The sequence below is a fragment of the Embleya sp. NPDC005575 genome (assembly GCF_040605455.1).
GTDB lineage: Bacteria > Actinomycetota > Actinomycetes > Streptomycetales > Streptomycetaceae > Embleya.
Genome location: NZ_JBEXCV010000119.1, coordinates 1 through 19356, shown reverse-complemented (window position 1 = coordinate 19356; position 19356 = coordinate 1). Strand labels below are relative to the sequence as shown.

The 19356-nt window shown below is 70.3% G+C and carries 17 protein-coding genes; 7 read left to right on the top strand and 10 right to left on the bottom strand.

The genetic code is table 11. The annotated features are described in order from the left end of the window. Window positions 1–79: 79 nt before the first annotated feature. Window positions 80–835: an FAD-linked oxidase C-terminal domain-containing protein gene (locus tag ABZS54_RS30795; RefSeq protein ID WP_355543334.1), complete on the bottom strand. Its 756-nt coding sequence runs from the start codon at window positions 833–835 to the stop codon at window positions 80–82. A 564-nt stretch (window positions 836–1399) separates the two neighbouring features. Between ABZS54_RS30795 and ABZS54_RS30790 the strand changes: the two genes are divergently transcribed. Beyond that, the gene (locus ABZS54_RS30790) at window positions 1400–1651 is read left to right on the top strand and encodes a hypothetical protein (RefSeq protein ID WP_355543332.1); all 252 of its coding nucleotides are present in this window, start codon (window positions 1400–1402) and stop codon (window positions 1649–1651) included. Window positions 1652–1738: 87 nt separating this feature from the next. On the opposite strand, the gene ABZS54_RS30785 is transcribed toward ABZS54_RS30790, so the two are convergent. Further along, entirely contained in the window at window positions 1739–2611 is an 873-nt protein-coding gene (locus tag ABZS54_RS30785) for an aldo/keto reductase (protein WP_355543329.1), read from the bottom strand. Between the two features lie 254 nt (window positions 2612–2865). Between ABZS54_RS30785 and ABZS54_RS30780 the strand changes: the two genes are divergently transcribed. Continuing rightward, window positions 2866–4140, top strand: a complete 1275-nt coding sequence (locus ABZS54_RS30780; protein ID WP_355543326.1) for an ATP-binding protein — start codon at window positions 2866–2868, stop codon at window positions 4138–4140. 222 nt (window positions 4141–4362) lie between these two features. Here the strand turns inward: ABZS54_RS30780 and ABZS54_RS30775 are convergent, their stop codons facing one another. Further along, window positions 4363–4911: a redoxin domain-containing protein gene (locus ABZS54_RS30775; protein WP_355543323.1), complete on the bottom strand. Its 549-nt coding sequence runs from the start codon at window positions 4909–4911 to the stop codon at window positions 4363–4365. A 257-nt stretch (window positions 4912–5168) separates the two neighbouring features. Between ABZS54_RS30775 and ABZS54_RS30770 the strand changes: the two genes are divergently transcribed. From ABZS54_RS30770 to ABZS54_RS30755, 4 genes are read left to right on the top strand one after another with little or no spacing between them, the layout of a single operon-like run. After that, a complete protein-coding gene (locus tag ABZS54_RS30770) occupies window positions 5169–5339 on the top strand; it encodes a hypothetical protein (protein ID WP_020551031.1) in 171 nt (56 codons plus the stop codon). Window positions 5340–5382: 43 nt separating this feature from the next. Next, window positions 5383–5556, top strand: coding sequence for a hypothetical protein (locus ABZS54_RS30765; RefSeq protein ID WP_355543320.1), 174 nt, complete (start codon window positions 5383–5385; stop codon window positions 5554–5556). Between the two features lie 50 nt (window positions 5557–5606). Continuing rightward, window positions 5607–7436, top strand: a complete 1830-nt coding sequence (locus tag ABZS54_RS30760; protein ID WP_355543317.1) for an ABC transporter ATP-binding protein — start codon at window positions 5607–5609, stop codon at window positions 7434–7436. After that, on the top strand, window positions 7433–7927 hold the full coding sequence (locus ABZS54_RS30755) for a S26 family signal peptidase (protein ID WP_355543314.1): 495 nt from the start codon (window positions 7433–7435) through the stop codon (window positions 7925–7927). The genes ABZS54_RS30760 and ABZS54_RS30755 overlap by 4 nt, the downstream gene beginning before the upstream one ends. 196 nt (window positions 7928–8123) lie before the next feature. Here ABZS54_RS30755 and ABZS54_RS30750 read toward each other — a convergent pair whose 3' ends face one another. Beyond that, on the bottom strand, window positions 8124–10649 hold the full coding sequence (locus ABZS54_RS30750) for a collagenase (protein WP_355543352.1): 2526 nt from the start codon (window positions 10647–10649) through the stop codon (window positions 8124–8126). 622 nt (window positions 10650–11271) lie between these two features. Between ABZS54_RS30750 and ABZS54_RS30745 the strand changes: the two genes are divergently transcribed. Then, window positions 11272–13332, top strand: coding sequence for a glycosyl hydrolase family 18 protein (locus ABZS54_RS30745; RefSeq protein WP_355543311.1), 2061 nt, complete (start codon window positions 11272–11274; stop codon window positions 13330–13332). A gap of 420 nt (window positions 13333–13752) precedes the next feature. On the opposite strand, the gene ABZS54_RS30740 is transcribed toward ABZS54_RS30745, so the two are convergent. From ABZS54_RS30740 to ABZS54_RS30715, 6 genes are all read right to left on the bottom strand, one after another. Continuing rightward, window positions 13753–14703 carry a helix-turn-helix transcriptional regulator gene (locus ABZS54_RS30740; protein ID WP_355543308.1) on the bottom strand — a complete coding sequence of 317 codons (951 nt, stop codon included), beginning with the start codon at window positions 14701–14703 and terminating at the stop codon, window positions 13753–13755. A gap of 399 nt (window positions 14704–15102) precedes the next feature. Beyond that, window positions 15103–15582, bottom strand: a complete 480-nt coding sequence (locus ABZS54_RS30735; RefSeq protein ID WP_355543305.1) for a VOC family protein — start codon at window positions 15580–15582, stop codon at window positions 15103–15105. A gap of 114 nt (window positions 15583–15696) precedes the next feature. Then, complete coding sequence (locus ABZS54_RS30730; protein WP_355543302.1) at window positions 15697–16470, bottom strand: copper homeostasis protein CutC; 774 nt, start codon at window positions 16468–16470, stop codon at window positions 15697–15699. 80 nt (window positions 16471–16550) lie between these two features. Then, window positions 16551–17534, bottom strand: coding sequence for an asparaginase (locus ABZS54_RS30725; RefSeq protein WP_355543299.1), 984 nt, complete (start codon window positions 17532–17534; stop codon window positions 16551–16553). Window positions 17535–17650: 116 nt separating this feature from the next. Next, window positions 17651–18514: an amino acid ABC transporter permease gene (locus ABZS54_RS30720; RefSeq protein ID WP_355543296.1), complete on the bottom strand. Its 864-nt coding sequence runs from the start codon at window positions 18512–18514 to the stop codon at window positions 17651–17653. Next, on the bottom strand, window positions 18511–19155 hold the full coding sequence (locus ABZS54_RS30715; RefSeq protein ID WP_355543293.1) for an amino acid ABC transporter permease: 645 nt from the start codon (window positions 19153–19155) through the stop codon (window positions 18511–18513). Before ABZS54_RS30715 ends, ABZS54_RS30720 begins: the two co-directional genes overlap by 4 nt. Window positions 19156–19356 lie beyond the last annotated feature (201 nt).

Below are 19356 nucleotides of genomic sequence, written 5' to 3'. Positions count from 1 at the left end.
GCTCCGGGTGAGAATCCGGAAAACTCGGTTTACGGTGCGTACGAGGTCCTGACCTTCGGTATGCGAGATGTGACGTGCGTCATGCGCCCGGAAATGAAATGTCCGAATTACCCCTATATGACCCTCCGTTCATCGGCCCGGATCCGGGATGCACCGGCGCCGAATCCGGCCTGGAATCCGGGCGGGGCCTGGAATCCGGGCCGGTTCGCGGTGTCGGGCGTTCGAGGGATGCGCGCATGACGAAGGCGCGTGCGGTTGCGATGTCGGCTTCGACGCGATGGCCCGGTCCGGCGCGGTCAGGCCGATTCATCGAGGCCAGGTGTGCGGCGTAGCCGCCGGAGGTGGTGACGATCCGGCCGGGCAGCCGGTCGCCCAGCCGGCGGGCGCGCGGATGCGCCTCGGCGCCGGCCACGTCCTCGGCCAGGGTCCACTCGCTCGCGCCTGCCCGATCGCACAGGTCGGCCATCCGGGCCAGGTCGCGGCGCACCGCGTCCGACGCGCCGTCGTCACCGAACAACAACAGCGTGCCACCGTGCGTGCGCAGGCCCAGGTGGGCGAAGTCCTCGACCGCGCCGATACAGCGCCGGTCCAAAAATTCCAGCGGGGACGATGCCGGCGGCGAGTGTGTCGGCGACCGCACGGCCGGCGTGTGCCAGGCCGGGGAAGTACGCGGTGCCGGTGCCGGCGCCGGCGCCGGTGCCGATGTCGGCGGGCGCGGGCACAAGGCCATGGTGATCTCGGTGATCACCGCGAGGGTGCCCTCCGAGCCGGTGAGCAGCCGCGTCAGGTCGTAGCCGGCCACGTCCTTCCACAGCCGGCCGCCGGTGCGAATCACCTCGCCGGTGGGCAGTACCGCCTCAGGCCCAGCACGTAGGTGCGGGTGACGCCGTACTTGAGTCCGCGCAGCCGGTGATCGCCTACGTGGACACCGGCTGCTTCGGGACCAACACCATCGGCTCCCCGAAGACGACCCGACTCGGCGACTCGTCCATCCCGGCGTGGCGGATCCAGATCCGGCACGCCGTGGACAAGTGGTACCGGCTGTACGGCCCCGACATCGACGGCATCTTCTTCGATCAGGGGCAGAACGCGTGCGGTCCCACCGCCGGGTCGACGGCCTACCTTGTTGTTGTCCGCGTCGATGAAGACGTGGTGGGAAGTGAAGGGCAGTTGGAAGGTTGCCTTGTACCGGGGTCCACCAACAGCGCGCCCGGGTGGTTGCGCTTGGTGTATGCGGTGAGCGCGCGGTATTCGTCGGTGGACGGCGGATACCTGATGTTTTTCAGGGCGAATCGCCGGGGCGTGTCCTCGATCCCGCGTCGTGGTGCTCGGGGGCGACGGCAGGCCCGACGGCCGACCGAGTGGCTTGCGCCGGCCCGACCGTGGGCATGGGCTCGGGATGGAACGCTTCGAGATCGAGATTCTCCCGTACAACGTCCAGGACATGGCCACCGACGCCCGAGGGTCGGCGGTTCGTTCGGCCGTGGTCGAAGCCACCGGCGAGATCGGTGCCTCCGGGCATCCGCGCTACGCGGGCGAGGGTGTGGTGGCCGACATCGACCCGAGTTCGCGCACGGTCGAGGCGATCACGATCGACGGTGCGGAGATCGAGGACGGGTGGAGTGTACGGATCACGTCGAGGGAGGGCTGACCCGACTTCGGCCGGCCTCGGGCGGCGCGGTCGGGGCCGGACTTGTCCCGGTGGACGGGACGGGTCCGGCCCCGACCGCGATCGTGGTCAGACCGCGGCCGACAGCGCCTCGAACTCGTCGTCGGACAGTCGGATCCGGGCCGCCTCGGTGTTCTCCTCCAGGTGCGCGACGCTGGAGGTGCCCGGGATCGGCAGCAGCACCGGGGAGCGGTGCAGCAGCCAGGCCAGCGCCAACTGTGACGGCGCGGCGCCGTGTTCCTTGGCCACCTGGTCCAACGGACCGCCCGGTCGGGCGAGTTCGCCGGTGGCGATCGGGAACCACGGGATGAAGGCGATGTTCTCGGCCGTCGCGTAGTCGAGCACGCTCTCGGCCTTGCGGTTGGCCAGGTTGTACAGGTTCTGCACCGAGACGATCTCGACGATCTCGCGGGCCTGGCGCAACTGCTCCACGGTGACCTCGGACAGGCCGATGTGCCGGATCTTGCCCTCCTGTTGCAACGCGCCGAGTTCGCCGAGCTGGTCCGCGAGCGGGACCTGCGGGTCGATTCGGTGCAGCTGGTAGAGGTCGATCCGGTCCAGGCCCAGATGACGCAGACTCAGTTCGGTCTGCTGACGCAGGTATTCGGGCCGACCCAGGGCGCGCCACTCGCCCGGTCCAGTGCGGGCGAAACCGCCCTTGGTGGCGATCACCACGTCCTCGGCATATGGGTGTAGAGCCTCGCGGATGATCTGTTCGCTGACGAACGGGCCGTACGAGTCGGCCGTGTCGATCAGGTTCACACCGAGTTCGACGGCGCGGCGCAGCACCCGGATCGCCTCTCGGCGATCCTTGGGCTCGCCCCATACGCCGGTCCCGGTGAGCTGCATGGCGCCGTAACCGAGCCGGCGCACCGGCAGGTCGCCACCGATCGGGAAGACACCGGACGCGTGGGCGGGGCCGGACGCGGACGAGACGGTCATCTGTTCTCCGTAGGGTTCGGGCGGCCCGAGCGGGCCGCACGGCGCGGACGAGGTCGAGGCCATTGTGCCTCGGGTTCCGAGCCCGGTCGCCGGAGTTCGGCCGGCATGCGTGTCGCAGATCCATCGCCGGGTGTCCATCCGCAGGATGACCAAGTTCGGGCGCGCACTTGTACACAACGAAGCGTTCGCGGAACGGCGGTGCTCCCTAGTGTTTGCCACTCGTCGAGGCACTCGATCCACGGATGGAGCTGTTCATGGTCTGGCTCATACAGGACTACCGCGAGGAGGATCTCGCGGCGGTGGTGCACCTGATCGACACTACGACCGAACTCGGCCAGGAATCGGTCTTCTCGCTGTCCGAGTGCATCAACGCATTGACCTCGCGCCAGTCGGCGGTGGTCGCCCGGCGCGACGGCGCGGTGGTCGGCGCGGCGCTGGCCACGGTGTCCGAGGGGCGGGCTTGGGTGATGCGGATCGCCATCTCGCCGGCCGCACGCGGTCTGGGGTTGACCAGCACGCTGCTGCTCGCGCTTGAGCGCAGGTTGGTCGAGGAGCGGGTGCGCCGGATCGCCTACGTGCTTCCCGAGGAGGACTCGCGCGAGTTGGGGCTGCGCAACGCGGGCTACGAGCGGCGGCCGGCGGTGGCCTACTTCGAGAAGGTCGAGCCGGTCGACGACCACGCGGCGGAGACCTTGGACCGGCTCGGCGGCCGGATGTTGCCGGGCGACCTGTGGTCGAAGGTGGCCGGCATGGAGGTGGAGAAGAACCTGATCGAGCGGCGCGTGGTGCTGCCGCTGGCCGATCCCGAGCGCGCGATGCGGCACGGTGTCGAACCGCCCAGCGCGATCACGCTGTTCGGCCCGCCCGGGACCGGCAAGACCACCTTCGCCCGGGCGATCGCCTCCCGCCTGGGCTGGCCGTTCGTGGAACTGCTGCCCTCGCGGCTGGCCGACGGCGGCAACCTGGCCGCCGCGCTGCGCGAGGCGTTCGGGCGGTTGGCCCGGTTGGAGCGGATCGTGGTGTTCATCGACGAGGTCGAGGAGATCGCGCCGGTCCGGCACGCCCGGCCCAGCGCCGGCCACGCGGTGACCAACGAACTGCTCAAGCTGATCCCGGCGTTCCGCGAACACGGCGATCGGCTGCTGGTGTGCGCGACCAACTCGGTGCGCTCGCTGGACCCGGCGTTTTTGCGGCCCGGTCGGTTCGACTACATCATTCCGGTGGGCACGCCGGACGCGGACGCGCGGCGGGCGATGTGGACCCGGTACGCGTCGGCCCGTCCGGACGTGGACCTGGACGCGCTGGTGGCGGCCAGCGAGCTGCTCACGCCCGCCGACATCGGCCACGCCGCCCGGATCGCCGCCCAGGCGTCGTTCGAACGCGACCTGTTCGAAAAGTCCGCAGCCGCCGACGGCCCGGGCGCGCACACCCGCGACTACCTGGACGCCCTCGCCCAGTCCCGCCCGACGGTGACCGCGAGCATGGTCGAACTGTTCGAGGAAGACATCACCACCCACGCCCGGGTGTGATCCGGCAAAACCCGCCGCACCCTACGCGGCGAATTCGCGCCGGAGGATATTTGATTCCGGTAATACGCGCGAGTTCGCAATCGGGAAGGCGTCGGCGTCCCACGGCTATCGGCCCGGTCGAAGGTATCGAATTACCTGCGGAAAAGGATCATGTTCGGGAATCGACCGTCCCGGAAAACGATCTTGTCAGAAACCTGATCGCGCCATGCCGAATCGGTCGAATCAGGCGGCGGTGCGCACCGGTGCGGAAAGGGCTTTAGGGTCGAAACCGCTCGCGGTGATCGTGCCGTCCGCAGCCAGCAGACCGAACACCGGATATCCGGTCACCGCGAATCCGCGACCCAGCGGACCGTCGGTCGGTTCGACCACGACCTGTGCGACCGCAGCCAGCGCGGCGACCTGCTCCCGGGTCTCCGCCTCGTCCCCGTGCACCACCGCGAGCACCCGCCGACCGCCATCGCCCGCCTCGCGCGCCGCCTCCACGAACTGCGGCAACCGCTCCTTACAGGCTCGACAGTTCGGCGAGAAGAAGCCGAACAGTGCGGCGCCCAAGCCGTCCCGGGACACCGTCTCACCTGCGGTGGTGGTCGCGGCGAAGGCGGGCGCCGTCGAGCCCACCGGCAGCACCAGGTCCGAGATGTCCACATCGCCCTGCGCGCCATGCCCGTGTTCGCCCTGGGCGCGGAGTTTGCGAATGACGCCGAACGTGAGCAACAGATTCAACAGGCACAGCACCGTGACGAGCACCACGGCGACGATCAGGAACGGCATGGGGATGCTCCCAAAATGGCGAAGGATGTCGGCCGACCTCGATGTCCGCGCGACCGGCGAACACGGCCGTCGAAATGTATCCCCGAGCTCGCCAATGGCAACAGTGCTCACTCGGCGGCGGCCCGAAACAAACACGGCATTTATTGATTCGACTCACTTGCTTTCGCTTGCGATACGGATGACGAAGGGTTTAGCGTCGCCTCCGGCAGAAGCACACCCAGCTTCCGTCGATTCGACCCTGCAATGGAAGGTCCACGATGAACCGTGTGATCGGCACCATGGGCGACAAACTGTTGGGACTCGTCCTCCGCGAGAAACGAGCCGGGGCGTGCGTCCCGGAGCACGGCCAGTTCTGCGCGTGCCGTAGCCACTACCGCTACGTGTACAGCTGCAACGGCCCGTGCGTGAAGACCACCACCAAGTGCTGACCGGCACGCCCATCACCCCACAGCGAACTCCCGGAGGTATGCGATGAAGCGAGCGATCGGCACGATGGGCGACCGGCTGCTCAGCCTGGTCCTGAAGGAAGAACGCGCCGGAGCGTGCGTCGAGTACGTCGGCCAGCTTTGCTACTGCAGCGGCGGCCGCGAGTACCGCTACAGCTGTAACGGCGTCTGCACCATCCGGCTGGGCAACCCCTGTTGATCCCGGATCCGGACGGGACCTCGGAGGGCGCTACGCCTCCGGGGTCCCGGTTGCGCCTTCGCGCGGTCAAGGTGGCCCTCGCGCTGCAGTTCAGGGCCGCGCCCGTCGGTGCGCTGCTGCTGCTCGTGGCCACCGTGCTGATCGGCGTGTTGCCGGCGTCGGCCGCGTGGCTGACCAAACTGCTCTTCGACGAGCTGGGCCGAGGCGAACACGTCGACTCCGGGCGGGCGGTGACGCTGGGTCTCGCGCTCGCGACGCTCGGCGCGGTGCTCGCCGTGCTGATGCAACTGGCTGCCTATCTGGACGAGGTGGTGCGTCGGCGGCTCGTGGTCACCGTCGAGCGGGACCTGTTCGCCAAGGTCAACGAGTTCCGCGGACTACGCCGCTTCGAGGACCCGGCCTTCCACGACCGCCTGCGGCTGGCCCAGCAGGCATCCGAGGACGCACCGCACAACATCACCATGTTCAGCCAGGAGGTGGTGCGTTCCGCAGCCGCGCTGAGCGGGTTCACCGGTGTGCTGCTCGCCGTGTGGCCGCCGATGGTGGGCCTGCTGTTCCTGGTGGGCGTCGCCGCGTTGCTGGCCCGGCTGTCGATGGCCCGCCGGCAGGTGGCGGTGCTGGAGCTGACCTCCGGAAAGCAGCGCCGCCGCCTGTTCTACCGCTCGCTGCTGACCGACCCGCGCGCGGCCAAGGAGATCCGGCTGTTCGGGCTGGGCGACTTCCTGCACGGCCGCCTGGTGCGGGCGCTGCGCGAGGCCACCGACGCCGAACTCACGGTGGCCCGACGGGGCATGCTGATCCAAGCCGGATTCGCCGCGCTGAACGCGGTGGTGGCCGGGTTGGGCATGGTCGTGGTGGTGGCCGGCGCTGCGCACGGCCGCTTCACGGTCGGCGACGTGATGTTGTTCACCGCCGCCGCCGCCGGCGTGCAGCAGGCCTTCACGGGCGTGGTCACCCAGGCCGGCATGGCCGCCGAGGCGATCCGACTGTTCGGCCACTTCCTGGATCTGATGGACACCCCCGACGACCTCGACGCCGGGACCGGCCGGGTGCCCGCGCTGCGCGGGCAACTCGAGTTCGACGACGTGTGGTTCCGCTATGACGCACAGGGGCCGTGGGTGCTGCGCGGGGTGAGCCTGGTGGTGCCGGCCGGCGGCGCCGTGGGCCTGGTCGGACGCAACGGCACCGGCAAGAGCACGCTGATCAAGCTGCTCTGCCGGTTCTACGACCCGGACCGGGGCGCGATCCGCTGGGACGGCGTGGACATCCGCACGATGGACGTGGCCGCGCTGCGCCGTCGGATCGGGGTGACCTTCCAGGACTACATGACCTACGACCTCTCCGCGGCGGAGAACATCGGCATCGGCGACCTGGCCCACCGCGAGGACCGGGCCCGGATCCGGTCGAGCGCGGCGCTGGCTGGCATCGACGCGGACCTGTCCGCGCTGCCGGACGGCTACCGGACCCAGTTGAGCCGGGTGCACCTGGACGAGGACGACGACAGGGCCGGCGTCACGCTGTCCGGCGGCCAGTGGCAGCGGGTCGCCCTGGCCAGGTCGCTGATGCGCGGCGACGCGGACCTGTTGATCCTGGACGAGCCCAGCTCGGGCCTGGACCCCGAGGCCGAGCACGAGGTGCACCGCACGCTGCACCGGCACCGGGCCGGCCGGACCAGCCTGCTCGTGTCGCACCGGCTCGGCGCGCTGCGCGACGCGGACACCATCGCCGTGCTCGCCGACGGCCGGATCACCGAACTGGGCCGCCACGACCAGCTGATGGCCCTGGCAGATGGGCACTACGCCCGGCTGTTCGGACTCCAGGCGGCCGGATACCGGGACCGGCGCGACGACTTGCCCAGGATCGCGGAGGAGGCGCAGTGAGGCCGAGCGGGCGCGCGGCCCTGGCCGTCGGGGCGGTCACGGCGAGTGCGGCGCTGGCCGGGTGGGCGGTGCGCTCGCGGCTGGCGCTGGTGCGGGTGACCGGGATGAGCATGGCGCCGACGTTCGTGGACGGCGAGCGGCTGATCGTGCGCCGGACCACCGCCGTGCGGCGCGGCGACGCGATCGTCTTTCGCAATCCGGTTCGGTACGGCGCGGAGGACGAACTGCGCTGGCTGGTCAAGCGGGTCGCGGCGGTACCGGGCGATCCGGTACCACGCGAGGTGCGACCGGCTGTGCACGCGGTGCGTGGAACTGCGGTGCCGCCCGGATCGCTGGTGGTGCGCGGGGACGCGGCGTGCACCCAGGACTCGCGGCACTTCGGGTACGTCCCGACCTCCACCGTGCTCGGTGTGGTGCGCGGCGGCGCGCGAGGCGGGTCGGTCGCCGGTGCGCCCGGCGGCGGTCGGTTGACCGCTGGGGATGTCGGGTGAGGGCGGTGGATGTCGGGGGACACGGCCGACGGCCGCGCGGAGGTCGTCGTGGTCGCGCCGTCCGCAGCGGTGCCGATCGGGTGGTGGTGTTCCGGTCCGAGTCGGTCGTACGCGAGTCGACGAAGGGCGGCGGCGAGGCCCGGTAGGGTCTCGCCGCCGCCCGGTACGGCCGCGCGACTCGTGGTGCGCGTTCGGGTCAGTAGGCGGTGGTGACCGACGTGCCGGCGAAGGACTGCTGCGCGTGGAGGGTGATGTAGTGATAGCCCTCGGACGGTGCCGTGATGGTCAGCGTCTCGGCATTTCCGGCCTGGGTGGACTTGCTGGTGTAGGCGGTGTTCGTGGCCCACACGTCACTGTTGTAGTAGAGGTCGGCATTGCCGGTACCACCGGCGGTGGTGATGTTCAGGCGAGCGGTACCCGCCGGGATGTAGATGTAGAAGTAGAGCTTGTCGTTTCCACCCGTCGCCGCCGACAGGGCGCTGCGCCGGCAGTTCCTGCCCAGCGCGCGGGTGTCGGGGTCGGTGCACTCGGCGACACCGCCGCCGGTGACCGTGACGGTGTGCGTGACGTTCGCGGTGGCGCCTCGGTTGTCGGTCACGGTCAGCCGTACGGTGTAGGTGCCGGCCGGGTAGGTCTTGGTCGGGTTGGTCGCGGTCGAGGTGGTGCCGTCGCCGAAGTCCCAGGCGCGGGAGGCGATGGTGCCGTCCGGGTCGGTGGAGGTGTCGGTGAAGGCGACCGAGGTGCCGTTGACGGCGCTGGTGAACTCGGCCACCGGCGGACGGTTGGCGGGAGTGCCGCCACCGCAGTCGCCCGCCGCGCAGGCCGCCAGCCACGTGTACCAGTCGCTGTCGTAGCGGGTGCCGATGGTGCTCGTCAGGAACGAGCGGGCGCCGGTCCAGTCGCCGGCCCGGTAGTAGCCCAGCAGTCGGGTGACGTCCGCGGGGTGCTTTTGCAGCATGTACCGCACCGCGAGGTAGCCCCAGCGGTAGATGCGGGTCGTGTCGTGGGAGTAGGTGGTGTCGAACACCGTGCTCAGCGCGTAGGTGTGCTTGCCGGCCTCGGTGATCGCCGCGTCGTAGGGCACGTTGCGGTAGGAGTAGGAGACATACTCGGCGAAGCCCTCGATCCACCAGATGGTCGGGGTGGTGACGCCGGCGTCGAAGTCGCCGGCCATGTCGAATCGGCCGTCGAGGTAGTGCGTGTACTCGTGGTTGAGGTTCCAGATCTCGAACGCGGGGCGCGTCCACTCGGCCTCGTAGGCGATGAAGCGCGGCTGGTTGCCGGCTGCGCTCGGGTCGCCTTCCAGGTACATGCCGCCGTTGTTGGTGTTGATGCCGAAGATCGCGCCGGCGTAGGTCTGGTAGTCGCTGCTGGAGTCGAAGACCACGACCTCGATGGTGGTGTTGTGGTCGTTGGCGACGGGGCCGTTGTCCGCGACCACGCCGTGGAAGTAGGCGTCCTGGTTGCGCAGACTGGTGCACGCGGCGCCGAGGTTGGCCGGGGTCATCTCCTGCGCGCGGATCCGGATGCTCGTACTGCACGTGTAGTCGACGGTCAGCACCGCCGTGGTCAGCCGAGCCTGGAGGTTGCAGGTGTCGTAATAGGCGCACTGCGCCTTGTCGTAGAAGTCGGTTCCCTCGGCCAGCGCGACCCACAGCGGCGCGGTGGGTCCGGTCATCGAGGTGGCCTGCAGGTGCGCGCGCACCTTCGGGCGCACCTTGGCCTGGAGAGTCGGGTACTGGACGAACCGGACCAGTTCGCGACCCGCGTTGGTGGTCAGGTACCCGCGGTCGGTGCCGAGCAGGTCGCGGTGCGCGGTCGCGAACGCGTCGACCGCGTCGACGATGCTCGGGTCGGCCTGCACGGCGGTGACGAACTCGGGGACCTGGTGGCCGCGGAACAGCACGGTGAAGACGTTGTTGACCGCGGCCTTCATCCACCAGGACGCGTCGTACGAGCTGTTGTAGCCGGCCAACAGGCGCTTGACCACGTACAGGTAGCGGGCGTTCTCCTCGGCGCTGTCGATCAGGGTGACCGCCTCGGCCAGCGTCTCGCCGTTGGCGTCGGTGACGTCGGAGGAGTGCGTGTTGGCGTAGAAGGCGTCCAGACCGGACCGGATGGCGGTCTGCAAGGTAGGACCGTAGGTGCCCACGGTGGATTGGTTGTACCAGTGCACGTAGTAGCCGGCCCGCAGGAAGAGCACGATCTGCGGGGCGCCGGTGCTGCCGTTGCCCGGGTAGGCGCCGGCCAGGTCGCGCAGGGCGTAGGCGACCGTGGTCATCTGCGCCTCACGGAAGATCGCGTAGGCGTCCTGCCCGGTGACCGGGAACAGCGTGTTGACGCAGTCCGTGGTCGACGCCTTGATCTGCTGGACGAGCGCGGCGCCGCTGCGATTGGCGAAGTCGGCGACCGTGCAGGTCGCCGCCGCGGCGGCGCGTTGCTCGGCGGCCATGGACGGGCGGGCTGGGAGTACGGCGGCCGACGGGTCGTCGTAGTCGCGCCGGGCGGTGGCCGACGCGGACGCGGACAGCGGCGGCCGGTCGGGTACCGGTAGCGGTTTGCCCTGGGTATGCGGGGTTCGGTCGTCCGGGGCGCTGGGGGCGACACCGGCCGACGGTCCGGCGGTGGAGGTGGGGGCGGAGGTTGCCCGGGCCGTCGATGTCGTCGCAGCCGGATCGGAGGGGGCGGCCGATCCGGGCTGGGTGAACAACCCGAAGCCCATGGCGAGGGAGATGGTGACCACCGCGATGCGGCGAAGTCCCGGTCGTGCAGCTTTGGTTCGCAAAGACCGTCTCCTTGCGGAACAGAGGTCACGCCGATGCGTGCCTCCGGATGAGGGGTGGTGCCACGGCATGAGCGGTTCGTCGCCGGTCCCGCTCCGGGGACTTCGGGATCGGCGCGTGCGTGGTCCTGGCCTCTGCCCCACCGAAAAACCAACGCTGGCAAGGCAGTTGGTGCTGCGGTGGACCGGAAGGGGAGCGTCCGGCCGACCGCGTGACATGTACCATGTCACAAATCACATTTTGCGTGAAGGCCTGTCGAACATCGAGTGCGGGCCAACGAAACGGCAGGCCGCCGGTTTGCCTTTCGCCCGCCGTTTCTCGCTCCCCGGCCGCTGTGCTTCGGTCGCGGGCGGCCGGCGATTCGATCAACGGCCTTGTACGTGCTCGGGATTGCCGTGCGCGAGTGGATTTCGATCGATCCCGGTCCCCGCTGATCCCTACTGGTCTAGACCTTGATTATTGGTCCAGACCTTCATTACGCTCGCCCTACTGTGTGAGCCGGACATCCCGGCTCATTGTGGGGCGCAGGTTCTCCATCGGATCCCAAATCCAGGAGCACCCATGGCCATCGGAACGGTGAGGCGCACCAAACGCACCAAACCAGGCAAGAGATTCATCGCGATCTGTGCCACCCTGCTTCTCCCGCTCGCCGCGATGGTCGGCCTGTCGGCCGCGCCCGCGCAGGCTGCCGCGGGCGCGACCGCAACGTTCGCCAAGACCTCCGACTGGGGTGGCGGCTTCCAGGCGGAGTGGACGATCAAGAACACCGGAACCACCGCCACCGCGACCACCGTCGACTCGATCTCGCTGAGTTGGCCGGCGGCCACCGACGACAAGGGCATCCGGAACTACGACGTCCACCGGGGCGACACGGTGGTCGGCACGGCCACCGGCACCGCCTACACCGATACCGGCCTGAGCGCCGACACCGCCTACGTCTACAAGATCGTCGCTCGGGACACCATCGGCCAGACCGGCCCGACGAGTTCCTCGGCCACGCTGCGCACCAAGCCCACGGGCGGCGGCACCGACAACCCACCGACCGCGCCGGGCACTCCCCAGGCGAGCGCGGTCACCGACACCTCGCTGACGCTCGACTGGGCGGCGGCGACCGACGATCACGGCATCAAGAACTACGACGTCTACCGGGGCGCGACCAAGCTCGCGACGGTGACCACCACCACCTACGGGGACACCGGCCTGACGGCGAACACCACCTACACCTACACGGTGGTCGCCCGCGACACCATCGACCAGACCGGCCCGGCCGGTGCCCCGCTGACGGTCAAGACCACCGGCGGGGGCAACCCCGGCAACGACTACGCGCGCGTGGGCTACTTCGTGCAGTGGGGCATCTACGGCCGCGCCTACACGATGAAGTCACTGGACACCACTGGCGCCGCGGCCAAGCTGACCCACCTCAACTACGCGTTCTCCAACATCGATCCCACCAACCTGACCTGCCTCAACGGGGTCACCCGAGCCACCACCCCGGGACCACAGGATCCCAACCAGGGTGACGGCGCGGGCGACTCGTGGGCCGACTACGAACGCTCGGTCGGTGCGGGCGAGTCCGTCAACGGGACCGCCGACACCTGGAACCAGCCGCTGGCCGGAAACTACAACCAGCTGCTGCAACTCAAGGCCAAGTACCCCAAGCTCAAGTCGCTGATCTCGATCGGCGGTTGGACGTACAGCAAGTACTTCTCGGACGCCGCCAAGACCGACGCGTCCCGGCAGAAGTTCGTGAAGTCCTGCGTGGACATGTACATCAAGGGCAACCTGCCGGTGACCAACGGACGCGGCGGCACCGCTGTCGCGGCGGGCGTCTTCGACGGGTTCGACATCGACTGGGAGTGGCCCGGCTCCGACGGACACGCCGGCAACCACATCTCGACCGACGACAAGAACAATCTGACCCTGCTGATGGCCGAGTTCCGCAAGCAGATGGACGCACTGGGCTCGACCACCGGCAAGCACTACCTGCTCACCGCGTTCACCCCGGCCGACCCGGGCAAGGTCGACGTGGGCTGGGACATCACCACGCGGGACGGCACACCCAGCGTGTTCGACTACATGGACTTCGCCAACGTCCAGGGCTACGACTTCCACGGTTCCGGCAGCGACAACAGCTGGGAACCCAACCGCACCGGCGATCAGGGCAACCTGTACGTCGACGCGGGGGATCCGTACCCGACCAAGTTCAGCGTCGAATCCACCGTCCAGCACTACCTGGACGCGGGCGTCGACCCGCGCAAGCTGGTGCTCGGGCTCGCCTTCTACGGACGCGGCTGGCAACAGGTCACGGACGGCGGGGCGCACGGTGAATGGCAGGCCGCCAACGGCGCCGCACCGGGCCAGTTCCCGGAGGAGGCCGGCACCAGGGGCTACGCCAACCTGATCGCGTCGGTACCGAACCTGACCGTCTACCACGACGAGCAGTCGGTCTCGACCTACGGCTACACCGGTAACAACGGCCAATGGTGGACCTTCGACGACACGTGGTCCATCGGTAGGAAGACCGCCTGGCTCCGTACCAAGAACCTCCTGGGCGCCATGCTCTGGGAGATGAGCGGAGACACCGGAGTGCTGATGACCGCGGTCGACAACGGGCTCGAATAGCCCACCTGATCGGAAGGCCGGGAGCCCGGTGAGTGGCCGGCTCCCGGCCTTCCTTGCGGGTGGGCGGGGCGTGTGGGGAGGGGCGGATCGGGCGGTCGACGTCTGGGCGGACCGACTCGCCGTCGAGCGCGCCGCGACCCGGTGGCATGCCGCCGTCGGAAAAGGGGCCTGAGAACGCGGCCGAACGAGTGCGTCGGATTTCTCCAATACCCGCCCGCCCGTGTTCCGGCAGCCTGGTCTCGCCCCGCACGGTGCCTCACCCCCCGAGGCCGGCGGCCCGACCGGTGCCCCGGTTGGGCAACGGGCGTACGCGGGGCGGGCCCGATGGGGGAGGCCCGTCCCGCGTTCCGAACCACGGCCGCGTCCCGACGTCGGGGTGCGACCCGGCGCACGTCGCGACGGGCGCCGGGGCCGGGGGCTTCACGGCGGCAGCAGGACCGTGGTCACCATGCCGTCGAGCCGGGTCGGCCGGGCCGACGCGTCAGGTGCGTGGGCGACGAAGCCGCCGGGGGTCAACCCGGTCGCGGCCCGTACCTCGCGGTTGAGATGCGGCTGATCGTAGAACCCGGCACGGGTGGCCACCTCGGCCAACGGCCGCCCCGCGACCACCAGACGCAGCGCGTCCTGTAGCCGCAACACCCGGGCGACGGCCTTGGGTGTCAGGCCCAGCTGCTCCCGGAAGCTGCGCTCCAACTGCCGCTCGCTCCACCCGAGTTCCGCCGCCATGCCACCAATCGACAGCCGGCCGGCGGAGGCGGACAGCAGATCCCACGCGCGCAGTACCCGAGGCGCCGGCCCGGGGCCGGCCGCCTGCCAACGCAGCAGTGTGGCGTCCAGCACCGCGAACCGGTCGGCCCAGTCCGGAAGCTCGGCCAGTCGCTCGGTCAACCGGCGGATCCGCGCGCCGGCGAACTCGGTCGGATCGACCAGGTGTTCGGCCAACTCGTGCATCGACACACCGAACATCGCGTACGCCGCCCACGGGTGCATCACCACCTCGATGCCGTGCACGAACCCGCGATGTTCACCGATCACCGCCCGAGTCCGCATGCCGGCGAACAACGAGGTGAATGCCGTGGTCGGGCTCGCCGCGCCGTCCGTGCTCACCGGCCCGACCCGGATCCGCTGGTCGAAGCCGAGCACCAGGGTGGCGAAGCCGACCGGCAGTTCGAGCCGCCTGCGGGGGTGGTCGAAGGAGACGCGCAAACCGCGATAGAACCGCACGCCCGGGCGCAACAACGGATGCGGCAACACCTGGACGATCCCGGGCGCGTCCATGGCATACCGCCCGAACTCCGGCTCGGACGGGCCGGGTTGGGTCGCACGTCCGCTCGGCTTCGCCGACCCGAACCGCGCGACGACGGATCCCACCGGGCCGGATCCCACCGGGCCGGGCTGTACGGGGACGGGCGAGCGATGCGGCATGACCAACGCCTCCGGGACGATCGGACCGTGTCGCCCTCGCCCGAGACCTTCCCGGTGCCGGGTGCGGTACCGGCGTTCGACCGTTCGTGGCCGGGCGACGTCACGGAGTAGCGGGACGCCGGCATGCTAGCGATGCGCACCCCGTCCCCGACAGTCCCCGGCGGGCACTTTCCCGCCGCTTGCCGGAACCCTTGCCTCCGCCACGCCGCTCGCGACCGAGCCGCCCGCTGCCTTGCCGTCTTCCGTTCCGCCGCTCTCCGTTCCGTCGTTTGGCGCCGCGCGCGGCCGACCGGCGCGTGCCTCGGGGACGGTGGGCACGATCGCGTCGGCGCATCCGCTACGTCGTCACTCGCCCGCGTAAGCCCTGCGCAGCGCGGCGATGTCGAGCTTGCCCATCTTGAGCATCGCCGCGGTGGTCCGGGCCGCTTTCTCCGGGTCCGGGTCGCCGATCAGATCGATCAGCTCGGTCGGCACGACCTGCCAGGACACGCCGTACTTGTCCTTGAGCCATCCGCAGGGCCCCGCCTGCCCGCCCTCGGCCAACTTGGCCCAGTAGTAGTCCACCTCGTCCTGGTCAGCGCACGGGATCTGGAACGAGATGGCCTCGTCGAACGTGAACTGCGGGCCGCCGTTGATGCCGACGAACCTCTGCCCGTTGATCTCGAATTCGACGGCGAGCACGGAGCCCGCCGGACCGGGCCCGGCCTCGGTGTAGCGGCCGATCCGGCCCAGCTTGCCGTCCTCGAAGATGGACAGGTAGTGGTTCGCGGCCTCCTCGGCCTGACCGTCGAACCACAGACAGGTGGTGAATCCCTTGCCGGTCATCGCTACCTCCGGTACTCGGTGTGGGGTGGTGTACACGAGTACCGACCTGTTCCGCGCGGCAAACTCATCGCTGCCCGGCCGACGCGTCTCCCGAAGGGGTGGCGCGCCCGTCGGTCAGCGCCTGCGGGCCGCCTCGACCACGTCGCGGATGCCGTCCGCCGAGGTCACCCGGCGGGCGTACTCCGGCTGGCGCAGCGCGCCGCCCATGTAGGGGTGCGGGTTGCGGTGCGTCGCGGTGCTCTCCAGGACCGCGCCCGCCGCGAAGTGCACCTCGTGCACGCCCGTGGCGGCCAGCACCCGATCGATGTTGCGGGCGGTGACGCCGCCGCCCGGCATGATCACGATCCGGCCCGCGGCCTGTTCGACCAGGCGCGCGATCAGTGGTGCGCCCTCCAGCACGCTGCTGTCCTGGCCGGAGGTGAGCACCCGGTGGACGCCGAGTTCGATCAGCTCCTCCAGCGCGGCGTGCGGGTCGCGGGTCATGTCGAAGGCGCGGTGGAAGGTGACCGAGCGGTCGCCGGCCGCGGCCATCAGCTGCTCGATCACCGGCCGGTCCAGGTCGCCGTCCGAGGTCAGTGCGCCGATCACCACGCCGTGCGCGCCGGCTGCCCGGATCGCCTCGACGTCTCGGCGCATCGCGGCGACCTCGTACTCGTCGTAGACGAAGTCACCGCCGCGCGGGCGCACGATGACGTGCACCCGGATCGCGTCGACGGCGGCCAGGGTGGTCTCGATCAGGCCGAGGCTGGGCGTGATGCCGCCCTCGAACAGGTCCGCGCACAACTCGACACGGTGCGCGCCCACCCGCTCGGCGGCGAGCGCGCCCGGGACATCGTCGATGCAGATCTCGTAGGTCAGGGCGGGGGTGGGGCCGGCGGTGACGATCATGTCGGAAACTCCTGGTGGGCCGAGGATGTGCGAGTGGGCGGGCGAAGCCCGGACGAGGGCCCGGCTCCGCGGGGGTGACGTCAGGTCAGGCTTGCGGTCACCCGGACCTCGCCGACCGGCAGACCGCCGCCCAGCACCGGTACGGACGCCCATTCGTGCGCCGCGGCCGTGTCCACGCCGAGCGTGCGCAACGCGGCCAGCGCGAGCGCGGTGGTCGCCCGCGGGCTGCCGTCGATCACCTTGACCGCGACCGCGTGTCCGGCCGTGGTCGCGGCCACGAACACGCCTTCGGCGCCGCCCTTGACCACGACGCCGGGCAACAGCCGCATCACCTCGGTGTTGGCCTGCCCGTCCCCGCCGACGTACTCCGGGTGCTCGCGCATCGCCTTGGCCACCGTGCGCCCGGGACCGTTGGTCGAGGTGGCCAGCGCACGCATGCCGCGGGCCAGTCCGGTCAGGGTCATCGCGAACACCGGCGCGCCGCAGCCGTCCACGGCGGTGTGCGCCGTCGACTCGCCCGCCGACTCCTCGATGCCCTTGCGCACGAGCAGTTGCATCGGGTGTGCCGGATCGAGGTAGCCCTCGGTCGGCCACCCGGCCGCGACGCACGCGGCCAGCATCGCGGCATGTTTGCCGGAACAGTTCATCCGCTCCCGCGAGTCCGCCTCGCCGCGCGCGATCATCGCCTTGTAGGCGGCCTCGTCCTCCGGTCGGCTCGGCGGACACCGCAGCGCGTCGCCGGTCAGGCCGGCCGCCGCGAGGATCTCGCCCACCGCGCGAACGTGGAAGTCCTGGCCGGTATGGCTGCCCGCCGCGATGGCCACCTGCGCCCCGGCCAGCGGCGCGCCCGCGCGCAGACAGGCCAGCGCCTGGAACGGCTTGGCCGAAGAGCGCGGTATCACCGGCTCGTTCGGGTCGCCGAGCTCGATGACGGGTAGCCCGTCCGGGGCCAGCGCGACCAGACTGCCGAAGTGCCGGCTCTCCACGAATCCGGAGCGGACCACCTCGGCCAACTCGGCGTAGTGGGTGCTGGGTTCGGGGCGCACGGTGTCCTCCTGGCGCATGGGGTCCTCCGGGCCGGGGCGTTCGCTCGGGTCGACGATCGCGGACGGTGCGGCCGTGCCGGGTGATCCGGCCGTCGCCGGGGGTACGGTGGTGCCGCCCGTTCGGCGCGGCGCGTTCACAGGCGGGCGTCCGCGCTGGCGCGGGCCCGCAGCAGGGTCCGCATGCCGCGGCGGCCTGCGGGCCGGAAGCCCTGCCGGGCCTCCAAAGTGCGAGCCAGCTTGGACAGCGACGCGTTGAGCACGATGTAGACGAGGGCGATGATGATGTAGGTCTGGATCAGCAGCCGGTTGTAACTGGCCAACACCCGTCCGCTGTACAGCAGTTCGGAATAACTGACGATGAAGCCGAGCGAGGTGTCCTTGAGCAGGCCGACCGACTGGCTGACCAGCGACGGCAACAACCGGCGTACCGCCTGCGGCAGCACGATCAGTCGCATGGTCTGCGTGTCGGTCAGGCCGACGGCCAGGCCCGCTTCACGCTGGCCGCGGTCCAGGGACAGGATGCCGGCCCGGAAGATCTCCGCGAAGACGGCGGACGCGGACACCGACAGCGGCAGTACCAGCTTCCAGAACAGCGGCAGATCCACGCCGTAGTGCGGCAGTCCGAACAGGACCAGGTAGACGAGCAGCAGCACCGGGACCGTGCGCATCACCTCGATGTAGCCGGTGGCCGACCAGCGCAGCGCACGTCGCCGGGACAACCGGCCCATGGCCAGCACGATGCCGCCGGCCATGGACAGCGCGGTGGCGACGGCCGCGGCGCGGATCGTGGCCCACAGGCCCTCCAGCAGGTATCGCCACATCGGCCACGTGGTGTAGGGCCGCCACTTGTCCGCGTCGAGCTGGCCGTGGTCGGCGAACCGCCTTACGGCCAGGGCCAACAGCGCGGCCACGGCGACGGTGGCCACGATGCCGGCGATCCGCATCCGGCGGCGCGCGATCGGACCGGGTTCGTCGAACAGCACTCGGGACGCGCTCATCGCACGATCGCCACCTTCCGCTCGATCACGCCGGTGAGCAGGCCCGCGGCGGCGCAGATGACCATGTAGCCCAGGCCCGCCCCGACGAACACCGGGATGGGCTGGGCCTCCAGCAGGTTGACCCGGTTCGCGGCGGAGGTCAGTTCGACCACGCCCACGGCCGCGGCGAGCGAGGTGTTCATGGTCAGCGCGATGAAGATGTTGCCGATCGGCTGGACCACGCCGCGCAGCGCCTGCGGCAGGATCACCAGGCGCAGCGACTGGCCGAAGGTCAGTCCCAGCGCCCGGGCCGCCTCGGCCTGGCCGATGGACACCGTATTGATTCCGGAGCGCACCGCCTCGGCGATGTAGGCCGCCTCGTACAGCGCGATCACGATCACCGCGGTGGTGAACAGCGGGAAGATCACCCCGACTTCGGGCAGGCCGAAGACGAACAGCACGAGCAGGACCAGCAGCGGGGTGTTCTGGAAGGTCTCCACGTACACGGTGCCCACTCCGCGCAGAGCGGCGACGGGGGACACCCGCAGGGCGGCCACCACGACGCCGATCAACAGCGCGCCGGCGAAGGACAGCGCGGTGAGTTCGAGCGTGGTGGTGATGCCGTCGGTGAAGGCGGAGAGATGTCGCAGCACGACATCCATCGGCGATGGCCTTTCGGGAGGGGGCGGGAAGGGACGCGCGGTGGGCGGAGTCCCGCTTCGGGAGGAGACGGGCCGGGGTGAACCCGGCGCCGGGCGCCGGGCCGGGTTTGCGGCCCGAGGACGGCCCGGGAGGGGCGTCGACTCGGGCCGGACGCCGGACGCCGGACGCCGGACGCCGGACGCCGGACGCCGGACGCCGGA

Bases quoted from the DNA above. Each gene is read 5' to 3' on its own strand.
- ABZS54_RS30770 (WP_020551031.1), top strand. From the start codon at position 5,169: ATGAACCGTGTGATCGGCACCATGGGCGACAAACTGTTGGGACTCGTC.
- ABZS54_RS30735 (WP_355543305.1), bottom strand. From the start codon at position 15,582: ATGACCGGCAAGGGATTCACCACCTGTCTGTGGTTCGACGGTCAGGCC.
- ABZS54_RS30780 (WP_355543326.1), top strand. From the start codon at position 2,866: ATGGTCTGGCTCATACAGGACTACCGCGAGGAGGATCTCGCGGCGGTG.
- ABZS54_RS30775 (WP_355543323.1), bottom strand. From the start codon at position 4,911: ATGCCGTTCCTGATCGTCGCCGTGGTGCTCGTCACGGTGCTGTGCCTG.
- ABZS54_RS30745 (WP_355543311.1), top strand. From the start codon at position 11,272: ATGGCCATCGGAACGGTGAGGCGCACCAAACGCACCAAACCAGGCAAG.
- ABZS54_RS30715 (WP_355543293.1), bottom strand. From the start codon at position 19,155: ATGGATGTCGTGCTGCGACATCTCTCCGCCTTCACCGACGGCATCACC.
- ABZS54_RS30720 (WP_355543296.1), bottom strand. From the start codon at position 18,514: ATGAGCGCGTCCCGAGTGCTGTTCGACGAACCCGGTCCGATCGCGCGC.
- ABZS54_RS30725 (WP_355543299.1), bottom strand. From the start codon at position 17,534: ATGCGCCAGGAGGACACCGTGCGCCCCGAACCCAGCACCCACTACGCC.
- ABZS54_RS30790 (WP_355543332.1), top strand. From the start codon at position 1,400: ATGGAACGCTTCGAGATCGAGATTCTCCCGTACAACGTCCAGGACATG.
- ABZS54_RS30730 (WP_355543302.1), bottom strand. From the start codon at position 16,470: ATGATCGTCACCGCCGGCCCCACCCCCGCCCTGACCTACGAGATCTGC.
- ABZS54_RS30785 (WP_355543329.1), bottom strand. From the start codon at position 2,611: ATGACCGTCTCGTCCGCGTCCGGCCCCGCCCACGCGTCCGGTGTCTTC.
- ABZS54_RS30750 (WP_355543352.1), bottom strand. From the start codon at position 10,649: ATGGGCTTCGGGTTGTTCACCCAGCCCGGATCGGCCGCCCCCTCCGAT.
- ABZS54_RS30765 (WP_355543320.1), top strand. From the start codon at position 5,383: ATGAAGCGAGCGATCGGCACGATGGGCGACCGGCTGCTCAGCCTGGTC.